The 25,510-nt window shown below is 71.4% G+C and carries 24 protein-coding genes; 21 read left to right on the top strand and 3 right to left on the bottom strand.

Annotated features, from left to right (window positions below):
* Window positions 1-5: 5 nt before the first annotated feature.
* Window positions 6-962, bottom strand: coding sequence for a RecB family exonuclease (locus E4U91_RS07130; RefSeq protein WP_137306035.1), 957 nt, complete (start codon window positions 960-962; stop codon window positions 6-8).
* Between the two features lie 175 nt (window positions 963-1,137).
* Between E4U91_RS07130 and E4U91_RS07125 the strand changes: the two genes are divergently transcribed.
* The 3 genes from E4U91_RS07125 to E4U91_RS07115 all read left to right on the top strand — a co-directional run bounded on the left by E4U91_RS07125 (window position 1,138) and on the right by E4U91_RS07115 (window position 4,783).
* Window positions 1,138-3,105 carry a site-2 protease family protein gene (locus tag E4U91_RS07125; RefSeq protein ID WP_241678527.1) on the top strand — a complete coding sequence of 656 codons (1,968 nt, stop codon included), beginning with the start codon at window positions 1,138-1,140 and terminating at the stop codon, window positions 3,103-3,105.
* Window positions 3,039-3,941 carry a tRNA (adenine-N1)-methyltransferase gene (locus tag E4U91_RS07120; RefSeq protein ID WP_137302153.1) on the top strand — a complete coding sequence of 301 codons (903 nt, stop codon included), beginning with the start codon at window positions 3,039-3,041 and terminating at the stop codon, window positions 3,939-3,941. Before E4U91_RS07125 ends, E4U91_RS07120 begins: the two co-directional genes overlap by 67 nt.
* 269 nt (window positions 3,942-4,210) lie before the next feature.
* Complete coding sequence (locus E4U91_RS07115) at window positions 4,211-4,783, top strand: hypothetical protein (RefSeq protein ID WP_137306034.1); 573 nt, start codon at window positions 4,211-4,213, stop codon at window positions 4,781-4,783.
* Window positions 4,784-4,866: 83 nt separating this feature from the next.
* On the opposite strand, the gene E4U91_RS07110 is transcribed toward E4U91_RS07115, so the two are convergent.
* Window positions 4,867-5,172 (bottom strand): ferredoxin, encoded by a 306-nt coding sequence (locus tag E4U91_RS07110; protein ID WP_137306033.1) that lies wholly within the window; start codon window positions 5,170-5,172, stop codon window positions 4,867-4,869.
* 244 nt (window positions 5,173-5,416) lie between these two features.
* Between E4U91_RS07110 and arc the strand changes: the two genes are divergently transcribed.
* From arc to prcA, 6 genes are all read left to right on the top strand, one after another.
* Window positions 5,417-7,183 (top strand): proteasome ATPase, encoded by a 1,767-nt coding sequence (gene arc / locus E4U91_RS07100; RefSeq protein ID WP_067235183.1) that lies wholly within the window; start codon window positions 5,417-5,419, stop codon window positions 7,181-7,183.
* Window positions 7,184-7,427: 244 nt separating this feature from the next.
* Entirely contained in the window at window positions 7,428-8,939 is a 1,512-nt protein-coding gene (gene dop, locus E4U91_RS07095; RefSeq protein WP_338326663.1) for a depupylase/deamidase Dop, read from the top strand.
* A gap of 198 nt (window positions 8,940-9,137) precedes the next feature.
* The gene (locus E4U91_RS07090; protein ID WP_121888496.1) at window positions 9,138-9,356 is read left to right on the top strand and encodes a ubiquitin-like protein Pup; all 219 of its coding nucleotides are present in this window, start codon (window positions 9,138-9,140) and stop codon (window positions 9,354-9,356) included.
* A 119-nt stretch (window positions 9,357-9,475) separates the two neighbouring features.
* Window positions 9,476-9,988 carry an endonuclease VII domain-containing protein gene (locus E4U91_RS07085; RefSeq protein WP_137306032.1) on the top strand — a complete coding sequence of 171 codons (513 nt, stop codon included), beginning with the start codon at window positions 9,476-9,478 and terminating at the stop codon, window positions 9,986-9,988.
* Complete coding sequence (prcB, locus tag E4U91_RS07080; protein ID WP_137306031.1) at window positions 9,940-10,785, top strand: proteasome subunit beta; 846 nt, start codon at window positions 9,940-9,942, stop codon at window positions 10,783-10,785. Before E4U91_RS07085 ends, prcB begins: the two co-directional genes overlap by 49 nt.
* Before the next feature lie 59 nt (window positions 10,786-10,844).
* Entirely contained in the window at window positions 10,845-11,585 is a 741-nt protein-coding gene (gene prcA / locus E4U91_RS07075; protein ID WP_137302159.1) for a proteasome subunit alpha, read from the top strand.
* 83 nt (window positions 11,586-11,668) lie between these two features.
* Here prcA and E4U91_RS07070 read toward each other — a convergent pair whose 3' ends face one another.
* Complete coding sequence (locus E4U91_RS07070; RefSeq protein ID WP_137306030.1) at window positions 11,669-12,733, bottom strand: LacI family DNA-binding transcriptional regulator; 1,065 nt, start codon at window positions 12,731-12,733, stop codon at window positions 11,669-11,671.
* 86 nt (window positions 12,734-12,819) lie between these two features.
* Between E4U91_RS07070 and E4U91_RS07065 the strand changes: the two genes are divergently transcribed.
* The 12 genes from E4U91_RS07065 to E4U91_RS07010 all read left to right on the top strand — a co-directional run bounded on the left by E4U91_RS07065 (window position 12,820) and on the right by E4U91_RS07010 (window position 25,387).
* The gene (locus tag E4U91_RS07065; protein ID WP_137306029.1) at window positions 12,820-14,079 is read left to right on the top strand and encodes an MFS transporter; all 1,260 of its coding nucleotides are present in this window, start codon (window positions 12,820-12,822) and stop codon (window positions 14,077-14,079) included.
* A 9-nt stretch (window positions 14,080-14,088) separates the two neighbouring features.
* Window positions 14,089-15,450, top strand: coding sequence for a Pup--protein ligase (gene pafA, locus E4U91_RS07060; RefSeq protein ID WP_067235198.1), 1,362 nt, complete (start codon window positions 14,089-14,091; stop codon window positions 15,448-15,450).
* Window positions 15,451-15,618: 168 nt separating this feature from the next.
* Entirely contained in the window at window positions 15,619-16,623 is a 1,005-nt protein-coding gene (locus E4U91_RS07055; RefSeq protein WP_137306028.1) for an FKBP-type peptidyl-prolyl cis-trans isomerase, read from the top strand.
* 60 nt (window positions 16,624-16,683) lie between these two features.
* Window positions 16,684-17,055 carry an FKBP-type peptidyl-prolyl cis-trans isomerase gene (locus E4U91_RS07050; RefSeq protein ID WP_137302164.1) on the top strand — a complete coding sequence of 124 codons (372 nt, stop codon included), beginning with the start codon at window positions 16,684-16,686 and terminating at the stop codon, window positions 17,053-17,055.
* 147 nt (window positions 17,056-17,202) lie between these two features.
* Entirely contained in the window at window positions 17,203-18,171 is a 969-nt protein-coding gene (locus E4U91_RS07045; protein ID WP_137306027.1) for a helix-turn-helix transcriptional regulator, read from the top strand.
* 19 nt (window positions 18,172-18,190) lie between these two features.
* Window positions 18,191-19,342, top strand: a complete 1,152-nt coding sequence (locus tag E4U91_RS07040; RefSeq protein ID WP_241678526.1) for a helix-turn-helix transcriptional regulator — start codon at window positions 18,191-18,193, stop codon at window positions 19,340-19,342.
* A complete protein-coding gene (locus tag E4U91_RS07035; RefSeq protein WP_137306026.1) occupies window positions 19,339-19,629 on the top strand; it encodes a hypothetical protein in 291 nt (96 codons plus the stop codon). The genes E4U91_RS07040 and E4U91_RS07035 overlap by 4 nt, the downstream gene beginning before the upstream one ends.
* 103 nt (window positions 19,630-19,732) lie before the next feature.
* A complete protein-coding gene (locus tag E4U91_RS07030) occupies window positions 19,733-19,927 on the top strand; it encodes a hypothetical protein (protein ID WP_137306025.1) in 195 nt (64 codons plus the stop codon).
* Window positions 19,928-20,188: 261 nt separating this feature from the next.
* Window positions 20,189-20,476, top strand: coding sequence for a Sec-independent protein translocase subunit TatA (tatA, locus tag E4U91_RS07025; protein ID WP_137306024.1), 288 nt, complete (start codon window positions 20,189-20,191; stop codon window positions 20,474-20,476).
* 47 nt (window positions 20,477-20,523) lie between these two features.
* Window positions 20,524-21,471, top strand: coding sequence for a twin-arginine translocase subunit TatC (gene tatC, locus E4U91_RS07020; RefSeq protein WP_137306023.1), 948 nt, complete (start codon window positions 20,524-20,526; stop codon window positions 21,469-21,471).
* Between the two features lie 31 nt (window positions 21,472-21,502).
* Window positions 21,503-22,393 (top strand): diacylglycerol kinase, encoded by an 891-nt coding sequence (locus tag E4U91_RS07015; RefSeq protein ID WP_137306022.1) that lies wholly within the window; start codon window positions 21,503-21,505, stop codon window positions 22,391-22,393.
* Window positions 22,394-22,534: 141 nt separating this feature from the next.
* Window positions 22,535-25,387, top strand: a complete 2,853-nt coding sequence (locus tag E4U91_RS07010) for a DEAD/DEAH box helicase (protein WP_137306021.1) — start codon at window positions 22,535-22,537, stop codon at window positions 25,385-25,387.
* The last annotated feature ends 123 nt before the right edge of the window (window positions 25,388-25,510 follow it).

The following is a 25,510-nucleotide window of genomic DNA, read 5'->3' as shown; positions in this document are numbered from 1 at the left end:
CTTCGCTAGTCCGGCCCCATTCTGCCCTGCGGGCCGGGACCGGACTCGGGCGCCCTCGCCGGGGGCGGGCCGTCGGCCCCGGCCCCGGCGACTTTCACCGGAAGGGGGTAGGGCGGGGGAGTGCCGCCGAACTCCGGGCAGTGCTCGCGGTGGTCGCACCAGCCGCACAGCTTCGTCGGGCGCGGTCGCCAGTCCCCGCTCTCCGTCGCCTGCCGGATCGCCTCCCACAGCGCGAGCAGCTTGCGCTCCACCCGCTCCAGGTCGGCGACGACCGGGTCGTACGTCAGGACGTCGCCGCTGCCCAGGTACACCAACTGCAGCCGCCGCGGCACCACCTGCTTCAGCCGCCAGACGACCAGGGCGTAGAACTTCATCTGGAACAGGGCGCCCTCGGCGTACTCCGGGCGGGGCGCCTTGCCCGTCTTGTAGTCGACGATGCGCACCTCGCCGGTCGGTGCCACGTCGACCCGGTCGATGATGCCGCGCAGCCGCAGCCCCGAGTCCAGCTCGGTCTCCACGAACAGCTCCCGCTCGGCCGGCTCGAGACGGGTCGGGTCCTCCAGGCTGAACCACCGCTCGACCAGTCCCTCGGCCTCCGTGAGCCAGCCCGCCAGCCGCTCGCCCTCCGGGTCGTCCGCGAACAGCTCCGTCAGCTCCGGGCGGCTCTCGCGCAGCCGGTCCCACTGGCCCGGGATCAACGACTTGGCGCGCGGCGCGGTCCGCTCCGCAGGCGGCGCGTCGAACAGCCGCTCCAGCACCGCGTGGACCAGCGTGCCCTTCGTCGCCGCCGGGCTCGGCTTCTCCGGCAGCCGGTCGATCACCCGGAAGCGGTACAGCAGCGGGCACTGCATGAAGTCACCCGCACGCGACGGGGACAGCGAGGTCGGCGGTGTGGCCACGGCCGACGCCGGGGCGTCCCGTACGGCCGGTGCTGTCGTCACGTCCTCGCTGCTGCTCTCCATGACCACAGACCTTACGGCCCACCACCGACAGTCACCCCGCTCCGCCCCCACGGACCACCCCCCGCCCCGGGAAACACAGGGGTGCGGGGCGGAACGCGCCGCGACGGCCGCATACCATCGGTCCGAGACCCTTCCGCCCGGCAGGCGCGGAAGACACTGCGAACGAGGGGACACCGTGGTGGAAAGCGGCGGGAGCGGGCGGCCGCGCCCGGCCAACGAGGAGCGGGCCGAGCAGGCGACGGAGCCCACGGCTCCTCCCTCCGGCACGCCCTCGCACCCGGCGCGCCCCACCGAGGCACCCACCGCCCGGCCCCACGAGGGCGACGACCATCGGCCCACGGCGGCGCAGGATCCGGTACGAGGCGACCGGCACCCCGACGAGCCGGCCCCGGAGACCCAGCCGGACGCCCCCGTTCCGCCGCGGGAGCCGGCCGCTGAGCCGACGCCCGAGCCGCCGTCCCAGCCGACACCTCCGAGCGGCGCCGCCCCGTCCGACCCCGGGTCACAGGCCCCGTCCGCCCCCGAGCCCGCCGCCCCCGCGCCGCAGTCGGCGCCCGCCCCCGACGCACCCCCCGCCGACCACGGCACGGACCACTCCGGCGGTCACCGCACCGAAGCGGGCACACCCCACCCCGACCACGGCACCGACCACCCCGGCGGTCACCGCACCGAGGCCGGCACCCCCCACCCCCACGCCGACCACCACCCGCGCACCCTCGCGCACACCGAGGACACCCCGGCGGCCCCCGGCGCAGCCCCCCAGGCTTCCCCCACCCCGGCCGCCACCGCCGCACCCCCCGCCCCGCCCCGCCCGCCCCAGCGCCCCCCGGAGCCGCGGGGCGGCCTGCTGATGGGGCGGCCGTTCGGCGTCCCGGTGTACGTGGCGCCCAGCTGGTTCCTCGTCGCCGCACTGATCACCTGGGTGTTCGGCGGACAGCTGGAGCGCGTCCTGCCCGACCTCGGCGCCGCCCGCTACCTGGTCTCCCTCTTCTTCGCGGTCGCCTTCTACGCCTCCGTCCTCATCCACGAGCTCGCGCACACCGTCGCCGCGCTCCGCTTCAAGCTCCCGGTCCGCCGCATCCGGCTCCAGTTCTTCGGCGGCGTCTCCGAGATCGAGAAGGAGGCCGAGACCCCGGGCCGCGAGTTCGTCCTCGCCTTCGTCGGCCCGCTGCTCTCCCTCGTCCTCGCCGGCGTCTTCTACCTCGCCATGCAGCCCGTCGAGCCCGGCACGGTCCCCGGCGTCCTGCTGGCCGGCCTGATGGTCTCCAACCTGATCGTCGCGATCTTCAACCTGCTGCCCGGCCTCCCGCTCGACGGCGGCCGCATGCTCCGCGCCGTCGTCTGGAAGCTCACCGGCAGGCCGATGACCGGCACCGTCGCCGCCGCCTGGGTCGGCCGCGCCCTCGCCGTCACCGTCCTGATCGGACTGCCGCTGCTCACCCAGTCCGGCGCCCTCGGCTCCAACGCCGAGGACAGCGTCGGCATGGACACCGTCACCGACGCCCTGCTGGCCGCCATCCTCGCCGCGATCATCTGGACCGGCGCCGGCAACAGCCTGCGCATGGCCCGCCTGCGCGAACACCTCCCCGAGCTGCGCGCCCGCAACCTCACCCGCCGCGCCGTGCCCGTCGAGACCGACACCCCGCTCTCCGAGGCCCTGCGCCGCGCCAACGACGCCGGCGCCCGCGCCCTGGTCGTCGTCGACCCCCACGGCGAACCCCTGTCCCTCGTCCGCGAGGCCGCCATCGTCGGCGTACCGGAGCACCGGCGCCCCTGGGTGGCCGTCAGCGGCCTCGCCCAGGACCTGACCGACGGCATGCGCGTCTCCGCGGAACTCGCGGGGGAGGACCTCCTGGACGTCCTGCGCGCCACCCCCGCCACCGAGTACCTGGTCGTCGAGGAGACCGGCGAGATCTACGGCGTGCTGTCCGCGGCCGACGTGGAGCGCGCGTTCGTCCGCGCCATGGCCCGCCCCGCCCGCCCCCGCCCCGCCCGCCCCCGCCCCGCCCGCCCCAGCACCCTGCCCGCACGGACACCGTGGTCGGCGGGCCCCGCAAACGCCGGTAGGCTGGTCACATGTCCGAACCGACCGGTGCCGCCCGCAGGCGCGGGCCCTTCAAGGTCGGGGACCAGGTACAGCTGACCGACCCCAAGGGCCGCCACTACACGTTCACGCTCGAGGCCGGGAAGAACTTCCACACCCACAAGGGTTCCTTCCCGCACGACGAACTGATCGGTGCTCCCGAGGGCAGCGTCGTCCGCACCACCGGGAACGTCGCCTACCTCGCGCTGCGCCCCCTGCTCCCCGACTACGTCCTGTCCATGCCCCGCGGGGCAGCCGTCGTCTACCCGAAGGACGCGGGGCAGATCCTCGCCTTCGCCGACATCTTCACCGGCGCGCGCGTCGTCGAAGCCGGCGTCGGCTCCGGCTCGCTCAGCAGCTTCCTGCTGCGCGCCATCGGCGACCAGGGCATGCTGCACAGCTACGAGCGGCGCGAGGACTTCGCCGACATCGCCCGGCAGAACGTCGAGCGCTACTTCGGCGGCCCCCACCCGGCCTGGCAGCTGACCGTCGGCGACCTCCAGGACAACCTGAGCGACACCGACGTCGACCGCGTCATCCTCGACATGCTCGCCCCCTGGGAATGCCTGGAGGCCGTCTCCAAGGCGCTCGTGCCCGGCGGCATCCTCTGCTGCTACGTCGCCACCACCACCCAGCTGGCCCGCACCGTCGAGTCCATCCGGGAGATCGGCTGCTTCAACGAGCCGACCGCCTGGGAGACGATGATCCGCAACTGGCACATCGAAGGCCTGGCCGTCCGCCCGGACCACCGGATGATCGGCCACACCGGCTTCCTGCTCACCGCCCGCCGCCTCGCGGACGGCGTCGAGCCGCCCATGCGCCGCCGCCGCCCCGCCAAGGGCGCCTACGGCGAGGACTACGCCGGCCCCAACGCCGACGGGGGCATGGGCCGCTGAACCCGGCCCGGACCCCGGTCCGGACCACCCCGCACCCCACTCAACGCACGACCGCCGTGGCCGAGTTCCCCGCCCCCGCCGGGAACTCGACCACGGCGTCGTCGTCTTGGAGCCACGGCCCGGCGCCAGGTCCCGACGCCACCCGCGCGTGCCGTCCCGATCCCGCGCTCCACGTCCGACGGACCGTGACCCCGCCGTTCCCCCGGCCTGTGACGTGTGGCACGATGCTGGCCACCCCCACCGGCACAGCCCTCACGGAGACACACCCAGTGCAGCACTCCGCCGTTCCGGAACTGGCCCACACCCACACCAGGCCCATCCACTGGCTCGCGACCGCCACCGCCGTGGCCGGCGTCGTGGCCCTCTCCTCCGTCGTCCAGCCCGGATCAGCGACCGCCGCCCAGACCCCCGGCCCGCGCACCGCGTCGGCACCCGCCGCCGCCCCCGCCACCACCGGCGTCGACTTCCCCCTGGAGTGCGGCCCCGTACGGGCCCTGGTGCAGCGCAAGGCCACCGGCGACCTCGACGGCGACGGCCGGCCCGAAACCGTGGCCGTGGTCCACTGCGACGCCCCCATGGGCACCCCGCCCGACGCCCTGTACGTCCTCACCCGGGCCGCCGGCGAGAAGACCGCACGCGTGGTCGCCACCCTCATCGACCCCCAGGAACGCAGGACGGTCACGCGCGTGTCCGTCGTCGACGGCACCGTACGCGCCTCGTTCCTCGGCTACTCGACGGCCGACGTGCCCAGTTGCTGCCCCGACGTCAAGGACACCGCCCAGTGGCGGTGGAAGGACGACCGGTTCGTCCGCTCGACCCCGGCCGGCGCCCACAGCGTCTGAAACCGACCCACCGCCGGGCGCACCGCGCTGTGAGAAATCAGACAGCGCACCCGCCCCGCACGCCCCGGCCCGTCACCCCGACGTCACGCCACGTCCGGACCGTAGACCTCGACCTTGTCCGAAACGCGCCGCACGTGGATGCACTCGCCCGGACACTCCTTCGCGGAGTCCACCACGTCCGTGAGCAGCGGCAACGGCACCGCAGTCGTCGCCCCCCTGTCCTGGAGCAGCCGGTCGTCCGCGGTCTTGACGTACGCCAGACCGTCGATGTCCAGCTCGAACACCTCCGGCGCGTACTGGGCACAGATGCCGTCACCGGTACAGAGGTCCTGATCGATCCAGACCTCCAGTGCCTCGCCGTCGACCGACGCCTCCTGCTGCACGCTCATGTCTCCCTGCCGTTTAGTGCCGAGCCGCCTGGGAACGATGCAGGCTCTGACGGGTGTTGAACACTTCGACCCTACCTGGGGCAGCTTTCCAACCGTGTTCGATGGGTATCCCCCTGGCGTGAGGGAGAGCGCAAGGGTGAAGATCGGACACACCCCGACCGTCTTTGTGATCTAGGGGTTTCAATCGACACCCACCCAGGTAGGGTCTGGAAGCGTCCAGCTCCCCTTGGAGGAGGTGAGGACCGTGGCAGCCCACGACGACGACATGAACCGCGGCATCCGCCCGGGACGCGGGTCCGACGACCCGGCCGGGCAGATCGCCTACCTTGAGCAGGAGATCGCCGTCCTGCGACGCAAGCTCGCCGACTCTCCGCGACACACGAGGATTCTCGAAGAGCGGATCGTCGAGCTGCAGACCAATCTGGCCGGCGTGTCCGCACAGAACGAGCGACTGGCCAACACGCTCCGTGAGGCCCGCGACCAGATCGTGGCCCTCAAGGAGGAAGTCGACCGGCTCGCCCAGCCACCGGCCGGCTTCGGCGTCTTCCTCGCCGCCAACGAGGACGGCACCGCCGACATCTTCACCGGGGGCCGAAAGCTCCGGGTGAACGTCAGCCCCGGCGTCGAGCTCGAAGAACTGCGGCGCGGCCAGGAAGTCATGCTCAACGAAGCGCTCAACGTGGTCGAGGCCATGCAGTACGAGCGCGTCGGCGACATCGTCACCCTCAAGGAGATCCTCGAGGACGGCGAACGCGCCCTGGTGCTCGGGCACACCGACGAGGAACGGGTGGTACGGCTCGCCGAGCCGCTGCTGGACGTCACCATCCGACCCGGCGACGCCCTGCTCCTCGAACCCCGCTCCGGCTACGTCTACGAGGTCGTGCCCAAGAGCGAGGTCGAAGAACTCGTCCTCGAAGAGGTCCCGGACATCGGCTACGAGCAGATCGGCGGCCTGGGCAACCAGATCGAAGCGATCCGCGACGCGGTCGAGCTCCCCTACCTCTACCCGGACCTGTTCAAGGAGCACGAACTGCGCCCGCCCAAGGGCGTCCTGCTCTACGGCCCCCCCGGCTGCGGCAAGACACTCATCGCCAAGGCCGTGGCGAACTCCCTCGCCAAGAAGGTCGCCGAAGTCACCGGCCAGGCCGCCGGCAAGAGCTTCTTCCTCAACATCAAGGGCCCCGAGCTGCTCAACAAGTACGTCGGCGAGACCGAGCGGCAGATCCGCCTGGTCTTCCAGCGGGCCCGCGAGAAGGCCAGCGAGGGCACCCCCGTCATCGTCTTCTTCGACGAGATGGAATCCCTCTTCCGCACCCGCGGATCCGGAGTCAGCTCGGACGTGGAGAACACCATCGTCCCCCAGCTGCTCGCCGAGATCGACGGCGTGGAAGGCCTGCAGAACGTGGTCGTGATCGGCGCCTCCAACCGCGAGGACATGATCGACCCCGCCATCCTGCGCCCCGGCCGCCTGGACGTGAAGATCAAGATCGAACGTCCGGACGCCGAAGCCGCCAAGGACATCTTCGGCAAGTACCTCACCCAGCGCCTCCCGCTGCACGCCGACGACCTCGGCGAGCACGGCGGCGACAAGGGCGCCACGGTCCAGAACATGATCCAGACGGCCGTGGAACACATGTACGCCGAGTCCGAGGAGAACCGCTTCCTGGAAGTCACCTACGCCAACGGCGACAAAGAAGTCCTCTACTTCAAGGACTTCAACTCCGGCGCCATGATCGAGAACATCGTGGGCCGCGCCAAGAAGATGGCGATCAAGGACTTCCTCGAGAAGAACCAGAAGGGCCTCCGCGTCTCCCACCTCCTCCAGGCCTGCGTGGACGAGTTCAAGGAGAACGAGGACCTGCCCAACACCACCAACCCCGACGACTGGGCCCGCATCTCCGGCAAGAAGGGCGAGCGCATCGTCTACATCCGGACACTCATCACCGGAAAGCAGGGCGCCGACACCGGCCGCTCCATCGACACGGTGGCGAATACCGGACAGTACCTGTAACACCCAGGGCGGCTGCGGGTGCCCTCACGGGGTACCCGCAGCCGACGCTTTTCTCCGGACACGGCCGGAACAAGGCGAGCAAGGCAATGACGCAAATGATCTCCCCACCAGCGCAAAGGCGTTCTAGGCTCTTCCGTACCGCCGGGTCGCGCAGTGCGGGGACGGGCACCGCACGGGCACCGGAGCACCAGCGGTACTTGAGCGGCGCCCACGACCGAGGGTGCCGCCGGGCAAGGAGGGCCGCATGACCGTACGGCGAGTAATGGGCATCGAGACGGAGTACGGAATCTCCGTCCCCGGCCACCCCAACGCCAATGCCATGCTCACCTCGTCCCAGATCGTCAACGCCTACGCGGCGGCGATGCACCGGGCCCGCCGGGCCCGCTGGGACTTCGAGGAGGAGAACCCGCTGCGCGACGCACGGGGCTTCGACCTCGCCCGCGAGGCCGCCGACTCCACCCAGCTCACCGACGAGGACATCGGGCTGGCCAACGTCATCCTCACCAACGGCGCACGCCTCTACGTCGACCACGCACACCCCGAATACAGCGCCCCCGAAGTCACCAACCCGCGCGACGCGGTCCTCTGGGACAAGGCCGGCGAACGGATCATGGCCGAGGCCGCCGAACGCGCCGGACAGCTCCCCGGCGCCCAGCCGATCCACCTCTACAAGAACAACACCGACAACAAGGGCGCCTCCTACGGCACGCACGAGAACTACCTGATGAAGCGGGAGACCCCCTTCTCGGACATCGTGCGCCACCTCACGCCCTTCTTCGTCTCCCGCCAGGTCTTCGCCGGCGCCGGTCGCGTCGGCATCGGCCAGGACGGCCACGAACACGGCTTCCAGCTCAGCCAGCGCGCCGACTACTTCGAAGTCGAAGTCGGCCTCGAGACGACACTCAAGCGCCCCATCATCAACACCCGCGACGAACCCCACGCGGACGCCGAGAAATACCGCCGCCTGCACGTCATCATCGGCGACGCCAACCTCTCGGAGATCTCCACCTACCTCAAGCTGGGCACCACCGCCCTGGTCCTGTCCATGATCGAGGACGGCTTCATCGCCGTCGACCTCGCCGTCGACCAGCCCGTACGCACCCTCCACCAGGTCTCGCACGACCCCACCCTCAAGCGCCTGGTCACCCTGCGCAGCGGCCGCACACTCACCGCGGTCCAGCTCCAGATGGAGTTCTACGAGCTCTCCCGCAAGTACGTCGAGGAACGCTACGGCGCCGACGCCGACGACCAGACCAAGGACGTCCTCGCCCGCTGGGAGGACACCCTCACCCGGCTCGAGAACGACCCCATGAGCCTCGCCGGCGAACTCGACTGGGTCGCCAAGCGGGAACTCATGGAGGGCTACCGGCGTCGCGACGGCCTCGACTGGGACGCCGCCCGGCTCCACCTCGTCGACCTCCAGTACGCCGACGTGCGCCCCGAGAAGGGCCTCTACAACCGCCTGGTGGCCCGCGGACGCATGAAACGGCTCCTGGACGAGACCGAGGTCGAGCGAGCCGTCACCAAGCCGCCCGAGGACACCCGCGCCTACTTCCGCGGCCGCTGCCTGGAGCAGTACGCCGACGACGTCGCGGCCGCGTCCTGGGACTCCGTGATCTTCGACCTGCCGGGCCGGGACTCCCTCCAGCGCGTCCCAACCCTCGAACCGCTTCGCGGAACGCGAAATCACGTCAAGGAGCTCCTCGACCGGTGCCGCACCGCGGAAGACCTGGTCAGGGTGCTGTCGGGCAACTGAGGGGGTACTCGGCCGGACCCCGGCGCGGGGGTGGAAACCCCGGCGCCAGGGAATCATCGAGGTGGTCCCCTCGCGGTGCAGTCCGTTGCACCAACTGCGGGGCCGATGTCGGACCCGGCTTGTAGGGTCTGATCATCACCGATCGGCAGGAAAGCCGACCTGCCGACCATGGCGGGCGAACTGAGCGGGGTGAGGGTTATGGCGACCAAGGACACCGGCGGCGGGCAGCAGAAGGCCACGCGTTCCACGGAGGAGGTCGAGGAGCAGGCGCAGGACGCGCAGGCGACGGACGACCTCAAGGAACGCCACGAGAAGCTGAGCGACGACGTCGACTCCGTTCTTGACGAAATTGACGATGTACTCGAAGAGAATGCCGAGGATTTCGTGAGGTCCTTCGTTCAGAAAGGCGGAGAGTGACTCTGCCTTAGCTTCGAAGGTGATGGTGGGGGCTCGGGGTGGAAGTGGCCTCGAATGCGAGACGCTGTTCGCGGTGCGAGACGTATCTGCCACGTGAGGCGTTCGCGAGCAACAAGTCCATGCCCGACGGTCTCCAGGCGTACTGCCGGAAGTGCTCCGCCGAGTACTACCGGCAGCGCCAGGAGGCCAAGGGGAAGAAGGTGCGCGAGAAGATCGCCGTGCCGCCCGGACACAAGCGGTGTCCCCAGTGTGAACTGGTGAAGCCGCACGCCGAGTGGGAGCGCAACAAGTCGTCGTCGGACGGCTGGGCGAGCTACTGCCGGGAGTGCAGGGCCGAGCGGAACAGGATCAGCTACTTCAAGCGCAGGTACGGCCTCACCCCCGCGGAGCTGGAGGCGCTCGTGGCCGAACAGCGGGGAGTCTGCTGCATATGTCTTGCCGCCCCGGCGGAGCATGTGGATCACTGCCACCAGACGGGTAGGGTCCGTGGCGTACTGTGCTTCAGCTGCAATGCCGCACTGGGGCAGTTCAAGGATCGGCCCGATGCCATAAGGCGGGCTGCTGCTTACGTGGAAGGAATCGCGTGGAAGCCAACACTCGTAGCACCGGGCGTCTACCAGCTGCCTTCCTGACGCCTGGGTCGGCCTCGTTCATGGACTTCCTGTCCGAGCACCAGCCGGAGTTGCTGCCCGGCAACCGGCAACTGCCGCCCACGCAGGGTGTGATCGAGGCGCCGCACGGCACGACGATCGTGGCCGTGACGTTCCCTGGCGGTGTGGTCCTCGCCGGTGACCGCCGGGCCACCATGGGCAACGTCATCGCCCAGCGCGACATCGAGAAGGTGTTCCCGGCCGACGAGTACTCGGCGGTGGGCATCGCGGGCACCGCGGGCCTGGCCGTGGAGATGGTGAAGCTCTTCCAGCTCGAGCTGGAGCACTTCGAGAAGGTCGAGGGTGCGCAGCTGTCGCTGGAGGGCAAGGCGAACCGTCTGTCGACGATGATCCGTTCCAACCTGGGCATGGCCATGCAGGGTCTGGCCGTGGTGCCGTTGTTCGCGGGTTTCGACGTGGACCGGGCCAAGGGCCGGATCTTCTCGTACGACGTGACGGGTGGCCGTTCGGAGGAGCACGGTTACGCGGCGACGGGTTCGGGTTCGATCTTCGCGCGCGGCGCCATGAAGAAGCTGTTCCGTGAGGACCTCAGTGAGGCCGAGGCCACGACGCTGGTGGTGCAGGCCCTGTACGACGCGGCTGACGACGACTCGGCGACGGGTGGTCCCGATGTCGCCCGCCGGATCTACCCGATCGTCACCGTGATCACCGAGGACGGCTTCCGCCGGCTCAATGACGACGAGTCCTCCGCGATCGCCCGTTCGATCCTGGAGCGCCGGCTGGAGCAGCCGGACGGCCCGCGTGCCGCCCTGCTGTAGCCGTCCGCCGCTTCCCGCCAGGTGATCCAGTGACTTCCACAGAAAGGGACGGATAGCCGGTGTCGACGCCGTTCTATGTCTCACCCCAGCAGGCGATGGCGGACCGCGCGGAGTACGCGCGCAAGGGCATCGCCCGTGGCCGCAGCCTGGTCGTGCTCCAGTACGCCGACGGCATCGTGTTCGTCGGCGAGAACCCGTCCCGTGCGCTGCACAAGTTCAGCGAGATCTACGACCGGATCGGTTTCGCGGCCGCCGGCAAGTACAACGAGTACGAGAACCTGCGGATCGGCGGTGTCCGGTACGCCGACCTGCGGGGTTACACGTACGACCGGGACGATGTGACGGCCCGGGGCCTGGCCAACGTCTACGCCCAGACGCTGGGCACGATCTTCTCCTCGGCGGCCGAGAAGCCGTACGAGGTGGAGCTGGTCGTGGCGGAGGTCGGGGAGACGCCCGAGGGTGACCAGATCTACCGGTTGCCGCACGACGGGTCGATCGTGGACGAGCACGGTTCGGTCGCGGTCGGCGGGAACGCCGAGCAGATCAGCAGTTACCTGGACCAGCGCCACCGGGACGGCATGAGTCTCGCGGAGGCGTTGAAGCTGGCCGTGCAGGCGCTGTCGCGTGACACCAACGGTTCCGAGCGGGAGATCCCGGCGGAGCGGCTGGAGGTGGCGGTGCTGGACCGTACGCGTCCGCAGAAGCGCAAGTTCAAGCGGATCGGTGGAGCGCAGTTGTCGCGGTTGCTGCAGTCCGGTGGGCCGTCGACCGAGGCGGAGAGCTCTTCGGACGACGACTGATCCGTCGGGGCGTTGGCGTCCCTCGCCCTGCGTGCTTGCCCTGTCCGTGCCCCGGCCGACCTTCCGGCCGGGGCACGGGGCGTTCAGGAGGGTCTGGGGGCGCCTGTGGAGCCGCGGACGACGAGTTCGACGGGGATGTCCCCTTGTTCGGGCGTTCGGCCTTCCAGGACGGCGAGGAGGGCGTGCATGCCGTGTTCGCCGAAGCGTTCGGCGTCGAGGCGGAGGGTGGTGAGTTCGGGGTCGAGGGCGGTGGCCAGGGCGATGTCGTCGACGCCGGTGACGGAGACGTCGTCGGGGACGCGCAGTCCGCGTCGGCGGAGGGCCTTGTAGACGCCGGCGGCGAGTTTGTCGTCGTCGCAGACGACGGCTGTGGGGCGGGGGCCGGGGGCGTCGAGGGCGGTCTCGGCGGCGGCGAGGGCGCCTTCGATGGTCATGGGGGTGCCGGTTGTGCGGAGTGTGGTGCCGGGGACGGCGTTCAGGCGGGTGGCGAGTTCCCGTGCGCGTACTTCGAAGGTCCAGGAGGGGATGTCGGCGGCCACGTGGAGGAAGTGGCGGTGGCCGAGTCCGAGGAGGTGGTCGGCGATCCGGCGGGTGCCGTCGGCGATGTCGAGGTTGACGGTGGCGGCGCCGAGGCTGCCGTGGGGGTCGCTGTCGAGCATGACGAGGGGGAGTCGGTCGCCGCGGATGGCGGTGAGGGCGTCGGCGGCCATGGAGGAGGCGAGGACGCCGTCGAGTGCTGCCTGGGCGGAGGCGAAGGGGTCGCGGGCGGGGCCGATGCCTTCGGGGGAGGGGTAGAGGACGACGCCGAAGCCGTGGTCGGCGGCGACGCGGGCGGCGCCGGTGTAGACGCCGGCGAAGAACTCGGTGGTGAGGGCGGGGACGACGAGGAGGACGGTGCGGGTGCGGCCGAGGCGCAGGTTGCGGGCGGCGAGGTTGGGCCGGTAGTCGAGCCGGCGGGCTGCTTCCCGGACGCGTTCGGCGGTGGTTTCGGAGACGCGTCCGCGCCATTTGTCGCCGAGGACGAGGGAGACGGCCGCTTGGGACACTCCGGCCGCCTGGGCCACGTCACGGCTGGTGGGGCGCGCGCTGGTGCTACCTCGTGCCACCGTGGGCCTGCTCTTTCGTGTGGACTGGTGAACAGCGCACATGGTACGTATGGACGGTCTAGTTATACGTAAAACCTCGTGGGTGCGGCCGCCGCCGCAGCCTCACCCAGCCGACGGAGGCGCACAGCATGGCCGCGGGATACCTGGAGATCCTCAGGGCGCGACACGCCGCGCGTCTGCTCGCCGGCACCCTGGTCGGGCGGCTGCCGAACGCCACCGCGGCGATCGCCGTCGTGCTGTTCGTACGGGCCGAGGGCGGCAGCTACAGCCTCGCGGGTGCGCTGGCGGCGGTGTACGGCGTCGCCAACGCCGTGGGCCAGCCGGTCCTGGGCCGGCTGGTGGACCTGCACGGCCAGCCGCGGGTGCAGTTGCCGGCCGCGCTGGCCTCGGCCCTCGCGATGGCCGTCTTCGCGTTCACCGGCCTGGACCCGCTGCCGCTCGCCTATGCCGCGGTCGGGGCGGCCGGTCTGTTCACGCCGCCGCTGGAGGGCGGCCTGCGGGCGCTGTGGCCGTCGGTGCTGCGCCGTGAGGACCAGGTGCACACGGCGTACGCCATGGACGCGATCGCCCAGGAGGTGATGTTCACGGTCGGGCCGCTGCTGGTCACCCTGTGCGTGTCGCTGTGGTCGGCCGGGGCGGCGCTGCTGGTGCTGAACGTCCTCGGGGTGCTCGGCGCGCTGTCGGTGGTGGTGTCGGCGCCCTCGCGCGCGTGGCGGTCGGCGCCCCGTGAGGCGCACTGGCTGGGTGCCCTGCGCTCGCCGGGCCTGCTGGTGCTGCTGGGCGCGTTCCTGTTCATCGGGATGGCGCTGGGGTCCATCACGGTCGCGTCCGTGCCGTACGCCGACGACCACGGCGGTGACGGGGTGTACGGCTGGCTGATGGCCGCGCTGGGCCTGGGCGCGCTGCTGGGCGGCTCGGTGTACGGGGCGCGGACCTGGCCGGGGGCGCCCGAGCGGCGACTGCGGGTGCTGGTGGCGCTGCTCGCGGTGTGTTACCTGCCGTTGACGCTGATGCCGGGTGCCGTGGCGATGGTGGCGCTCACGGCGCTGGCCGGTGTGTTCCTCGCGCCGGCGATCGCGTGCGCCTTCGTCATCGTCGACCGGCACGCGCCGAGCGGCACGGTCACGGAGGCGTTCTCCTGGCTGGTGACGACGTTCACGGTCGGCGCGTCGGTGGGGACGGGCGTGGCCGGTCCGGTCGTCGAGGCGGGCGGGGCCCGGTGGGGCTTCGCGGTGCCGGGTGCGGCGGGTGCCGTGTCGTTGCTGGTTTTGCTCGCCGCCGGACGGGTAATGGCGGCGCCCGCTGTTCACGCGGTGGTCGCGGTGTCGTCGGAAAATGATCCGAACCGTGCCGTCGAACCCCGTTTCAGCTCGGGGGATCGGGCGTAATGTTCAGTCATGGACCGCCGCATTTTCGGGCTGGAGAACGAGTACGGCGTCACGTGTACGTTCAGGGGACAGCGGCGCCTGTCTCCCGACGAGGTGGCGCGGTACCTCTTCCGCCGTGTCGTGTCATGGGGCCGCAGCAGCAATGTGTTCCTGCGGAACGGCGCCCGCCTGTATCTCGACGTGGGCTCCCATCCTGAATACGCGACACCCGAATGTGACAACGTGATCGAACTGGTCACTCACGACAAGGCCGGCGAGCGCATTCTCGAGGGGCTGCTGGTCGACGCGGAACGCCGCCTGCACGAGGAGGGAATCGCGGGCGACGTCTACCTCTTCAAGAACAACACCGACTCGGCCGGCAACTCCTACGGCTGCCACGAGAACTACCTGGTGGCCCGGCACGGGGAGTTCTCCCGGCTGGCGGACATCCTCATCCCGTTCCTGGTGACGCGGCAGCTGCTGTGCGGCGCCGGCAAGGTGCTGCAGACCCCGCGCGGTGCGGTGTACTGCGTGAGCCAGCGCGCCGAGCACATCTGGGAGGGCGTCTCCTCGGCGACGACCCGTTCGCGGCCGATCATCAACACGCGGGACGAGCCGCACGCCGACGCCGAGCGCTACCGCCGGCTGCACGTGATCGTCGGTGACTCGAACATGTCCGAGACGACCATGCTGCTCAAGGTCGGCGCCACCGACCTGGTGCTGCGCATGATCGAGGCGGGCACGGTGATGCGCGACCTGACCCTGGAGAACCCGATCCGGGCGATCCGCGAGGTCAGCCACGACATCACCGGCCGGCGCAAGGTGCGCCTGGCCAGCGGCCGCGAGGCCTCCGCCCTGGAGGTGCAGCGCGAGTACTACGAGAAGGCCGTCGACTTCTGCGAGCGCCGCGGCATCCGCACCGGCACGGTGGAGCGGGTGCTGGAGCTGTGGGGCCGGACGCTGGACGCGATCGAGGCGGAGGACCTCGACCGGATCGGCACCGAGATCGACTGGGTGATCAAGTACAAGCTGCTGGAGCGGTACCGCGCCAAGCACAACATGACGATGTCGCACCCGCGCGTGGCGCAGATAGACCTCGCCTACCACGACATCCACCGCCGTCGTGGGCTGTACTACCTGCTGGAGAAGAAGGGCCAGACGGCGCGGATCTGCGACGACTTGAAGATCTTCGAGGGCAAGTCGGTGCCGCCGCAGACCACTCGGGCCCGGCTGCGCGGCGACTTCATCCGGCGGGCGCAGGAACAGCGCCGGGACTTCACGGTCGACTGGGTCCACCTCAAACTGAACGACCAGGCGCAGCGGACCGTGTTGTGCAAGGACCCGTTCCGTTCGGTGGACGACCGGGTGGAGAAGCTGATCGCCGGAATGTGAGCCGAGCGCGGGTCCGGGCCGCGCACCGCGGGTGAGTTCCGCGGACGGGTTCCGCAGATGAGTTCGGAACGCAACACGGGCGCCGTACGTTTCCCGTACGGCGCCCGTCTCACGCCGTAGAGTTGCGCGCACGCCATCACAAGATCGACCGATTACGAGGCCCCCACCGTGCGCCGACGCTCCCTCATCCTCGCCGCCGTCCCCGCTGGACTGGTCACGCTCGCCGGTTGCGGCGACGACTCGTCCGACTCGAGCAAGGCGAGCGACAGCGCGTCGCCGTCCGCGTCGCAGACGTCCGCCGCGCCGGCGCCGAAGATCGTCGACGGGCCGCTGCCGGCCATCACGGCGGGCACGAAGTTCGGTGAGAAGCCGACCGTCGCCAAGGGCAGCGGCAAGCCGTCCGACCAGCTCGCCGTGAAGACGGTGATCGCGGGTGGCGGGAAGACCGTCGCGGAGAACGACTACGTCCAGGCGAACTACCTCGGCCAGGTCTGGGACACCGCCAAGGTGTTCGACAACTCCTACGACCGCAAGACGCCGCTGGTCATCCAGCTGGCCGCGGGCAGCATCATCGACGGCTGGCGGTACGCGCTCACCGGCAAGAAGACCGGCAGCCGGGTGGAGTTCTCCGTCCCGCCCACCTGGGGCTACGGCGCGCAGGGCAACTCCCAGGCGGGCATCAAGGGCACCGACACGCTGGTGTTCGTGGTCGACCTCCTGGAGACCTTCAACGCCAAGAGCTCCGCCAAGGGCAAGGACGTCCCGCAGAGCGACGCCAAGCTGCCCAAGGTCGGCACCAACACCGACGGCAAGGCGCCCTCCGTCGAGGTGCCGAAGGCGGACCCGCCCAAGGGCCTCGTCGCGAAGTACGTGATCGAGGGCGACGGCGACGTGGTCGCGGCGGACAACAGTGTGCTGGTGCAGTACAAGGGCGTGGTGTGGAACACCGGCAAGGAGTTCGACTCGACGTACAGCCGGGGCGCGCTGACGTCGTTCGGGCTCCAGCAGGTCGTCAAGGGCTGGGCGCAGGGACTGACCGGCAAGAAGGTCGGCAGCCGCGTCCTCATCGTCATCCCGCCGTCGCTGGGCTACGGCGACCAGCCGCCGGCCGGCAGCGGCCTGGAGAAGGACTCCACGATGGTGTTCACCGTCGACATCCTCGCGAAGATGTGATCGCGCGGGGATGCGAGACTGTGACCGTTGCCTTTCCGACACCGAGCAGGAGCAAGTGACGTGAGCATCGAGAAGCCCGAGATCGACTTCCCCGGCGGCGAGCCCCCGGCGGACCTCGAGATCAAGGACATCTGGGAGGGCGACGGCGAGGTGGCGCAGGCGGGCCAGACCGTCACCGTCCACTACGTGGGTGTCGCCTTCAGCACCGGCGAGGAGTTCGACGCCAGCTGGAACCGGGGCACTCCGTTCCGCTTCCCGCTGGGCGGCGGCCGGGTCATCAAGGGCTGGGACCTCGGCGTGCAGGGCATGAAGGTCGGCGGCCGCCGCCAGCTGACCATCCCGGCGCACCTGGCCTACGGCAACCAGAGCCCCACCCCGGCCATCCAGCCCGGCGAGACGCTGATCTTCGTGGTGGACCTCCTCGGAGTCTGACCGCCACCCCGGGTCCGACCGTTCCGCGACCGGACCCGATCACCTGGGGCCCATGCCTGTCCGGGCGTGGGCCCTCGGCTTTGCCCCGGCACCGCGGGGCGGTACGGTCGTCCGTCGTAAGGACCATGAGGAAGGCGAAGGGCGTCGATGGCCATTGCCAAGGCAGAGCGGCTGATGAACCTGGCGCTGTGTCTGCTCGGGACGCGCAGGCCGCTGAGCAAGCGGGAGCTGCGCGAGTCCATCGAGGCCTACGTGGAGGCGTTCGGCTCGGGCACGGGGGGCGACGACTCCTTCAACCGGATGTTCGAGCGCGACAAGGACGACCTGCGCGAGCTCGGCCTGGTCATCGAGACCGTGGAGAGCCTGGACGGCGAGGTCGGCTACCTGGCCCGCCGGGACAGCAACCGCCTGCCGCCCATCACCCTCGACGCCGAGGAGGCCGCCGCGCTGGGCCTGGCCGCCAAGGTGTGGCAGCAGGCGCGCCTCGCCGGTGCCGCCAGCGGCGCCCTGCAGAAGCTGCGCGCGGCCGGACTGCCCGAGGACGTCGACCCCTACGAGGCGCACGGCGCGCTGGAACCGCGCATCCCCGTGCACGAGGCGGCCTTCGAGCCGCTGATGCTGGCCTGCCGCGACCGCCGCCCCGTCGTCTTCGACTATCGCAAGGCCAACGCCGCCCACCCCGAGCCCCGGCACGTCGAGCCGTGGGCGCTGGAGTGCTGGCGCGGCCACTGGTACCTGGCGGGCTTCGACCGCGACCGCGGCGCCGAGCGCGTGTTCCGGCTGTCGCGCATCACCGGCAAGGTCCGCTCCCGGGGCGGCCGGTTCACCGCGCCCGTGCCCGACGTGGTCACCGTCCGCGAGACCGTCGCGGGCTGGGCGGGGGAGACCGCCGACCGCAGCGCGCGGATCCGGCTGCGCGGCGGCGCCGGGTACCCCCTTCGGGCGAGGGCCACCGCCGTGCGGGAACTCGGCGACGGGTGGGACGAGTTGGAGATTCCGTACGGGCACGGGCTGGACGCCTGGCTCGTGGAGTTCGGGCCGGACGTGGTCGTCCTGGAGCCCGCCGAGCTGCGGGCCGACGTCGTCGACCGGCTGCGGGCCGTGGCCAAGGGCTGAGGGGGAGCGGAGCGAGACAGTGGCAGGCAAACCGGTCAGGCCGGCGAACGCGATCGACCAGACCCGGCGGATGCTCTCCCTGGTGACGTACCTCAGGGAGCGGCCCGGCGCGCGCATCGAGGACGTCGCGCGCGCCTTCGGCATCACCGAGGACGAGCTGGTCTCCGACCTCGACGTGCTGCCCATGTGCGGCACCAGCTTCCGCGGCGGCGACCTCCTCGACATCGACACCGACGGCGAGCGCATCTGGTGGCACAACCCGGCCGCCCTGGGCGCCGACGCCGCCGAGCCCCTGCGGCTCGCCGCCGACGAGGCCACCGCGCTGCTGGTCGCCGCCCGCGCGGTGGCCACCCTTCCGGGGCTGCGGGAGAGCGACCGGCAGGCGCTGGTGCGGGCCACCGCCAAGGTGGAGACCGCGGCCGGCGAGGCGGCGGGCGCCAGCTCCCGGCTGTCGGTGACCTTCGAGTCCGAGGGCGGCGTCTTCGCCGACGTGGACCGGGCCATCTCCGAGCGCCGCCGGCTGTGGATCCGCTACTACTCCCCGGCCCGCGACGAGGTCACCGAGCGCGAGATCGACCCCATCCGCCTGGTGAGCGTCGGGCACACGTACGTGGAGGCCTGGTGCCGCCGCTCCGAGGCGCGCCGCACGTTCCGCCTGGACCGGGTCGCCGAGATCAGGATCCTCGACGAGCCGTCCGCCCCGCCCGAGGTGGAGCTGCGGGACCTCTCGGAGGGGCTGGTGCAGCCGGCCGCCGAGGACCCCGAGGTCGTCATCGAGGTCGGTCCCGGCGGCCGCTGGGTCGCCGAGTACTACCCGCACGACAGCGCCGATGAACTTCCCGACGGCGGCCTGCGTATCACCCTGCGCACGCCCGATCCGGCCTCGCTCAGACGCCTGGCCCTGCGCCTCGGCCCCGACGGCCGGATCGTCGCGCCGCAGGACCTCGCCGACCGCGCCCGCCGCGCCGCCCGCGAGGCCCTCGCGGCGTACGACGGCATCGACGCCGACGGCCCCACCGCTGACAGCGGCGGCACCGGCGACACCGCCGAGGCCTCCGGGACCGGCAGCGCCGGCGTCGCGGCCGGCGCGGACGCCGGGCCCGGGGTGTCGGGCGTGGCGCCTGGGCGGCAGCTGAGCAGGCAGTTCGACGGACAGGAGCAGGGTCTGTGAGCGAATCGGCGACGTCCGGTGTGCGGGGCATCTCGGTGACGTCCGCGTTCGCGGGCATGCGGAGCGTGGCCCCGGTGGTGTTCAGAGCGGGCTGCCCGGACTGCCGGGGCCGGTTCGAACTCGCCGCGGGCGCCCTGCGCCTGGCCATCGGCGCCACCAGCCGCACCACGTTCTACTCCTTCACCTGCCCCGAGTGCGGCGCGGCCGTCCGCAAGCCCGCCGGCGAACGCATCGTCGAACTCCTCACGGGCGGCGGCGTGCGCACCCTGCGGCTGCACTCGATGTAGCGAGTCGCGAGGACGTCGGCCGACGGACGGTGCGACGGACCCCCGGGTCCGGGCGTCCGGCCCGCGGTCGGCACCGCGGCGGGAACGGTCTAGGCTCGACGGCATGTTCTGGGCGATGTTCGCGGTGGCGATGGGGTTCTTGGGGCTCACGGTGCTGGCCGTCCTGGCCGTCCGGGTGTTCGTGGAGGCCGAGCGACTCGGCCGGCAGGTGACCGACTCCGCCGCGCGGATCGGCCGGGCCGCCGACGACCTGGAGCGCGCCTCGACGAGCGCGGCCCGGGCCGTGGACTCGCTCTGAGGGGCACCGGGCACCACCGGTGACGCCTGCGCCGTTCGCGCCTGTCGGGCGCCACGCCCTCCCGTCGCGGCAGGGGCGGGCGGTACGCTGCTGGTCGCGGCCCGGAGAACGAGGCCCGGACCGCTGACCGGGAGTACGCCCAGGGATTGCCCCGCGTTTACCCCTGAGCGTTACGATCGCTGTCGACGCGATCCTTCGGACACCTGTCCGGCCGATCGGACAGCACCCCACCCAGCAGCCTCGGTGAGAAGGTAAAGACTTATGTTCGGAAGGCTCGGCGCCCCCGAGATCATTCTCATCCTCGTCGTCATCATCCTGCTGTTCGGCGCGAAGAAGCTTCCGGACATGGCCCGCTCGCTCGGCAAGTCCGCGCGCATCCTCAAGAGCGAGGCCAAGGCGATGAAGGACGACGGCAACAGCACGGCCACGCCGGCCGGCCCGCCGAACAACGGCGAGCAGCCCCCCGCGCAGCGCACCATCCAGGCCTCTCCCGGCGACGTGACCAGCTCCCGTCCCGTGACCGAGCCGACGGACACCACCAAGCGCTGACGCAGGGCCGGTGACCTCCGGCCCGCCGCACGAGATGGGAACGTGGGTTGCTCAAGCCTGCCCGCAAGAAGGAGAAGGACCCCGAGGGGCGGATGCCCCTCGCGGAACACCTTCGTGAGCTGCGCAACCGGCTGGCGAAGGCGATGCTCGCCATTGTCCTCGTGACGGTCGTCGCCGCCTTCTTCTACAACGACATCATCAACGTCCTCACCCAGCCGATCCTCGACTCGATCGGCTGCAAGCAGAGCTTCGAGGAACTGACGCGCTCGGGGAACACCGAGCAGTGCGCCCGGATCACCATCAACGGCCTCCTCGCGCCCTTCACCCTGGCACTCCAGGTCTCCCTGATGGCCGGTGTCGTGTTCGCCTCGCCGGTCTGGCTGTACCAGCTGTGGGCCTTCGTCGCCCCGGGCCTGCACAAGCACGAGCGGAAGTACGCCTACGCCTTCGTGGGCACCGGCGTCCCGCTGTTCCTCGGCGGCGCCTACTTCGCGTACCGGGTGCTGCCGACCACCGCGAAGGTGCTGGTCGGGTTCACCCCGAACGACGTCGACAACCTGCTGCCGCTGGACGACCTGCTCCAGCTCGTCACGCGCATGGTCGTCGTCTTCGGCCTCTCCTTCGAGCTGCCGCTGCTGCTCGTCATGCTCAACCTCACCGGCGCCATCACCGGCCGGCGGATGGCCGGCTGGTGGCGGGCGATGATCCTCGGCATCACGGTGTTCGCCGCGGTCGCCACCCCCAGCACCGACCCCATCTCGATGCTGGCCCTCGCCGGGCCGATCTGGGTGCTGTACTTCGGCGCCGTCGCCTTCTCCCTGCTCAACGACCGCCGCAGGCGCCGCCGCGAAGCCCTGGCCCCCGCCGACGACGAGGCGTCCGAGCTGGACCTGACCCCCGAGGACATCGGGACGGTCGAGCCGGTGACCACCCCGCGCGCGCTGCCCGAGCAGGCGAGCACCGAACGCGTCAACGGTTATGACGACGTGACCTGACGATCACCGGGAAGCTCTTAGGGTCACTTCCGTGACCAGCGAGATCACCCTCTTCGTCAACCCCACCGCGGGCCGCGGCCGGGGCGCCCGCGCGGCGCAGCCGGCCGCTTCCGCGTTCCGGGCCGCCGGACACGCCGTGCGCACCGTCGTCGGCCGGGACGCCGCCGAGGCGCTGGCCCGCGCGCGTGCCGCCGTCGCCGAGGGCACCGGCGCCCTCGTCGCGGTCGGCGGGGACGGACTGGTCCATCTGGCGCTCCAGGCCGTCGCCGGCACCCGCACCCCGCTCGGCGTGGTCGCCGTCGGCACCGGCAACGACTTCGCCCGCGCCCTCGGCCTGCCCGTGCGCGACCCGGCCGCCGCGGGCGCGCTGCTCGCCGACGCCCTCGAGGGCGGCCGGGTGCGCGACGTCGACCTCGGCCGGGCCGGCGACCGCTGGTTCGGCACCGTCCTCGCCTCCGGCTTCGACTCCCGGGTCAACGACCGCGGCAACCGCATGCGGTGGCCCGCCGGCCGTGCCCGGTACGACCTGGCGGTGCTCGCCGAACTGGCCGCCCTCCGCCCCTTCCCCTACCGGCTGCGGCTGGACGACGGCGAGGTCCGCGAGATCGAGGCCACCCTCGTCGCCGTCGGCAACGGACCGTCGTACGGCGGCGGCATGCGGATCTGCCCCGGCGCCGACCCCGCCGACGGGCTCCTCGACGTCACCGTCGTCGGCGACTGCTCCCGCACGACGCTGCTGCGGGTGTTCCCGCGGGTCTACCGGGGCACCCACGTCGACCATCCGAAGATCACCGTGCACCGGGCGGCCCGCGTCGAGCTGGCGGCGCCCGACGTCACCGGCTACGCCGACGGCGAGCCGCTCGGCCCCCTCCCGCTGACCGTGCGCTGCATACCGGGCGCGGTGCGGGTGATCGGTCCCTGAGGGGACCCGTGAGGCCCGGCGGCGCCGGCCGCCTCCGCCCTGCGCGCGGGTCCGCCGCGCACCCCGCGGCGCCCGCCCCACCGCGTCCCCCACACCCCTGAGCTGCGCGGACCCCGGGTTCCGAAGCGGCTGATACGGATAATGATCGTCCTGTTGTCAGTGGGGCCCGGTACGCTCGAAAGCACGATGACTCAGGACCTCTCACCGGCCGAGCGGTACGCGGCGGCGCGCAGGCGCGCTGCCGAGCAGGCCACCGCCCTCGCGTCCTTCCGCGAGATGTACGACTTCGGCCTCGACCCCTTCCAGATCGAGGCCTGTCAGGCGCTCGAGGCGGGCAAGGGCGTCCTGGTGGCCGCACCCACCGGCTCGGGCAAGACGATCGTCGGCGAGTTCGCCGTCCACCTCGCCCTCCAGCAGGGCCGCAAGTGCTTCTACACCACGCCCATCAAGGCGCTGTCCAACCAGAAGTACGCCGACCTGTGCCGGCGGTACGGCGCGGACAAGGTAGGCCTGCTCACCGGCGACAACAGCGTCAACTCCGACGCCCCGGTGGTCGTGATGACCACCGAGGTCCTGCGCAACATGCTGTACGCCGGCTCCCAGACCCTGGTCGGCCTGGGGCACGTGGTGATGGACGAGGTGCACTACCTCTCCGACCGCTTCCGCGGCGCCGTCTGGGAGGAAGTGATCATCCACCTCCCCGAGTCGGTCACCCTCGTGTCCCTGTCGGCGACCGTGTCCAACGCCGAGGAGTTCGGCGACTGGCTCGACACGGTCCGCGGCGACACCGAGGTCATCGTCTCCGAGCACCGCCCCGTGCCGCTGTTCCAGCACGTGCTGGCCGGACGCCGGATGTACGACCTGTTCGAGGAGGCCGAGGGCCACAAGAAGGCCGTCAACCCGGACCTGACCCGGCTGGCCCGCATGGAGGCGAGCCGCCCGTCGTACCAGGACCGGCGGCGCGGCCGCTCGATGCGCGAGGCCGACCGCGAGCGCGAGCGCCGGCAGCGCTCCCGGGTGTGGACGCCCGGCCGCCCCGAGGTCATCGATCGCCTGGACGCCGAGGGCCTGCTGCCCGCCATCACCTTCATCTTCAGCCGCGCCGCCTGCGAAGCCGCCGTCCAGCAGTGCCTCCACGCCGGACTGCGGCTCAACGACGACGACGCGCGGGACAGGGTCCGCGCCCTGGTCGAGGAGCGCACCGCCTCCATCCCGCGCGAGGACCTGCACGTCCTCGGGTACTACGAGTGGCTGGAGGGCCTGGAGCGGGGCATCGCCGCCCACCACGCGGGCATGCTGCCGACGTTCAAGGAGGTCGTCGAGGAGCTGTTCGTGCGCGGCCTGGTCAAGGCCGTCTTCGCGACCGAGACCCTCGCCCTGGGCATCAACATGCCCGCCCGCTCCGTGGTGCTGGAGAAGCTCGTCAAGTGGAACGGCGAGCAGCACGCCGACATCACCCCCGGCGAGTACACCCAGCTCACCGGCCGTGCGGGCCGGCGCGGCATCGATGTCGAGGGCCACGCGGTGGTGCTGTGGCAGCGCGGCATGAACCCCGACCACCTGGCCGGTCTCGCGGGCACCCGCACCTATCCGCTGCGCTCCAGCTTCAAGCCGTCGTACAACATGGCGGTCAACCTGGTCGAGCAGTTCGGCCGGCACCGTTCGCGCGAGCTGCTGGAGACGTCCTTCGCGCAGTTCCAGGCGGACCGCTCGGTCGTCGGGATCTCCCGGCAGGTGCAGCGCAACGAGGAGGGGCTGGCCGGCTACAAGGAATCGATGACCTGCCACCTCGGCGACTTCGAGGAGTACGCGCGGCTGCGCCGCGAGCTGAAGGACCGCGAGACCGAGCTGGCCCGGCAGGGGGCGTCCCAGCGCCGCGCCGAGGCCGCCGTCGCCCTGGAGCGGCTCAAGCCCGGCGACATCATCCACGTGCCCACGGGCAAGTACGCGGGCCTGGCCCTGGTGCTGGACCCCGGTCTGCCCGCCGGGCGCGCCAACGGCCACCGGGGCTTCGACCACCAGGACGGGCCCCGGCCGCTGGTGCTGACCGCGGAACGGCAGGTCAAGCGGCTGGCGTCGATGGACTTCCCGGTGCCGGTGGAGCCGCTGGACCGGATGCGCATCCCCAAGTCGTTCAACGCGCGCTCCCCGCAGTCGCGCCGTGACCTCGCCTCCGCGCTGCGCACCAAGGCCGGGCACATCGCGCCGGAGCGGCACCGCAAGCAGCGCTCGCAGGCCGCCGACGACCGCGAGATCGCCCGGCTGCGCACGGCGCTGCGGGCCCACCCGTGCCACGGGTGCAACGACCGCGAGGACCACGCCCGCTGGGCCGAGCGCTACCACCGGCTGCTGCGCGACACCTCGCAGCTGGAGCGCCGCATCGAGGGCCGCACCAACACCATCGCGCGGACCTTCGACCGGATCGTGGCCCTGCTGACCGAGCTGGACTACCTGCGCGGCAACGAGGTCACCGAGCACGGCAGGCGGCTCGCCCGGCTGTACGGCGAGCTGGACCTGCTGGCCAGCGAATGCCTGCGGGCCGGTGTCTGGGAGGGCCTGGGCCCGGCCGAACTGGCCGCGTGCGTCTCGGCGCTGGTCTACGAGTCCCGGGTCGGCGACGACGCGATGGCGCCGAAGCTGCCGTCGGGCAACGCGAAGGCCGCGCTCGGCGAGATGGTGCGGATCTGGGGCCGGCTGGACGCCCTGGAGGAGGAGTTCCGGATCAGCCAGACCGAGGGCGTGGGCCAGCGCGAGCCCGACCTCGGCTTCGCCTGGGCCGCCTACATGTGGGCCTCCGGCAAGGGCCTGGACGAGGTGCTGCGCGAGGCGGAGATGCCCGCGGGTGACTTCGTGCGCTGGTGCAAGCAGGTGATCGACGTGCTGGGGCAGATCTCGGCCGCCGCCCCCGGTGAGGGCACCACGGTCACCAAGGCCGCCCGCAAGGCCGTCGACCAGCTGCTGCGGGGCGTCGTCGCCTACTCGTCCGTGGGCTGAGCCTCGGGAGCACACCCGCCTCCACGGAGGCGGGTGTTCGCATGCCTGTGCGCCGTCACCCTGGGTGTGCGAGCGGGGGCGCAGCGTGCAAATGGGGAAGAGGCTACTCCAGCACCGGCGGCC

The sequence above is a fragment of the Streptomyces lasalocidi genome, from assembly GCF_005280215.1.
Taxonomy (GTDB): Bacteria; Actinomycetota; Actinomycetes; order Streptomycetales; family Streptomycetaceae; genus Streptomyces; species Streptomyces longwoodensis.
This window is presented reverse-complemented; position numbering and strand designations above follow the sequence as displayed.

What these genes read in the sequence shown, in the direction of transcription:
- E4U91_RS07130 (WP_137306035.1), bottom strand. Translation starts at nt 962, where the DNA reads ATGGAGAGCAGCAGCGAGGACGTGACGACAGCACCGGCCGTACGGGAC.
- E4U91_RS07120 (WP_137302153.1), top strand. Translation starts at nt 3,039, where the DNA reads ATGTCCGAACCGACCGGTGCCGCCCGCAGGCGCGGGCCCTTCAAGGTC.
- E4U91_RS07110 (WP_137306033.1), bottom strand. Translation starts at nt 5,172, where the DNA reads ATGAGCGTGCAGCAGGAGGCGTCGGTCGACGGCGAGGCACTGGAGGTC.
- dop (WP_338326663.1), top strand. Translation starts at nt 7,428, where the DNA reads ATGACCGTACGGCGAGTAATGGGCATCGAGACGGAGTACGGAATCTCC.
- E4U91_RS07090 (WP_121888496.1), top strand. Translation starts at nt 9,138, where the DNA reads ATGGCGACCAAGGACACCGGCGGCGGGCAGCAGAAGGCCACGCGTTCC.
- E4U91_RS07085 (WP_137306032.1), top strand. Translation starts at nt 9,476, where the DNA reads ATGCCCGACGGTCTCCAGGCGTACTGCCGGAAGTGCTCCGCCGAGTAC.
- E4U91_RS07070 (WP_137306030.1), bottom strand. Translation starts at nt 12,733, where the DNA reads ATGTGCGCTGTTCACCAGTCCACACGAAAGAGCAGGCCCACGGTGGCA.
- E4U91_RS07065 (WP_137306029.1), top strand. Translation starts at nt 12,820, where the DNA reads ATGGCCGCGGGATACCTGGAGATCCTCAGGGCGCGACACGCCGCGCGT.
- pafA (WP_067235198.1), top strand. Translation starts at nt 14,089, where the DNA reads ATGGACCGCCGCATTTTCGGGCTGGAGAACGAGTACGGCGTCACGTGT.
- E4U91_RS07045 (WP_137306027.1), top strand. Translation starts at nt 17,203, where the DNA reads ATGGCCATTGCCAAGGCAGAGCGGCTGATGAACCTGGCGCTGTGTCTG.
- E4U91_RS07030 (WP_137306025.1), top strand. Translation starts at nt 19,733, where the DNA reads ATGTTCTGGGCGATGTTCGCGGTGGCGATGGGGTTCTTGGGGCTCACG.
- tatA (WP_137306024.1), top strand. Translation starts at nt 20,189, where the DNA reads ATGTTCGGAAGGCTCGGCGCCCCCGAGATCATTCTCATCCTCGTCGTC.
- E4U91_RS07010 (WP_137306021.1), top strand. Translation starts at nt 22,535, where the DNA reads ATGATCGTCCTGTTGTCAGTGGGGCCCGGTACGCTCGAAAGCACGATG.